Origin of the sequence: Rhodovulum strictum (genome assembly GCF_009649175.1) — a bacterium.
Classification (GTDB): Bacteria; Pseudomonadota; Alphaproteobacteria; order Rhodobacterales; family Rhodobacteraceae; genus Rhodovulum; species Rhodovulum strictum.
In genome coordinates this window covers 1-934 of record NZ_WJPO01000082.1, presented here as the reverse complement: position 1 = coordinate 934, position 934 = coordinate 1, and the positions used below count along the sequence as shown (strand labels likewise).

Here is a 934-nt window from a genome sequence, read left to right as displayed (position 1 = left end):
CGCGTCGGTCAGCCAGAAAAGGTTGCTCATCTCCACCCCCGTCAGTTCGGGAGCTTGAATCACGCAGGCCGGACAGCTTCAAGTATATCAATGGGTCCTGACCCTAGCCCTGACTGCTCGTTCCGGAGGTGAGGCATGGACCTCGGTTATGACCTGTTCCGCAGTCCGGGTGAGAAAACGGAAGCATGTCTCGGCTATCGCCCGGTCATCGGGGGGCAGTTTGTCCGAATTGAACAGTGCTGTTGGCGATCACACGCACAGCCTCCGGGCTGCCGCCTGCTCGGCGCGCTCCACGACCCCAAGCGTCGCGGGTTGATCCGGCCGCCCCCAGGGATCAGCGCCGACGAGACCGAGCACCCGGCCCATGCCGCGTCGGTCCGATACCCGCCCGAGGCGCCCGGCGGGGTCATGCGCTCATCCTGCCGTCCAAGCGGGTTTCGGACTGGAACAGGGGCGCGGCAGCCAATTGCTGTTGCGCGTCCGTCCGCGGTCGTTTAAACGATGCGGCGCAAGGCCCCAATAGCTCAGTTGGTAGAGCACCTGTTTCGTAAATAGGTGGTCGGCGGTTCGAGTCCGTCTTGGGGCACCACTACACCCTTGCCATACACCTGTTTCTCAAGGCAAACAGGCCGATAGCTGCCTTCTCGGGTCCACGGGAAGGTGCGGCGATCGAAAATCGAACGCGCTGCAACCGTTTATTCTCAAAGGCTTAGACGGAAGCTCCTGCCCGGGTGTGGACCTTGCGCGGGCCGATTGTGGACCCGCCAGGAGAGAGGTAGCGGGGACCGGGAGGGCACGTCAAGGGCGATGAGAAGCGCAGGATGCACGCGCGACAGGAACATAAGAAGAACTCTCAGCCCGGCTTATTCGTCCAATTCGGCCGGAAAAGTTGCGTGCGCCTGAAAGCGCTGTAGTTTCAAGCTGCTAGACCAGA

Annotated in this window: 1 tRNA gene; it reads left to right on the top strand. The window is 62.0% G+C overall.

Features of this window, described 5'->3' with window-relative positions:
• Positions 1–513: 513 nt before the first annotated feature.
• Positions 514–589 (top strand) — tRNA-Thr (locus GH815_RS18715).
• Positions 590–934: the final 345 nt, after the last annotated feature.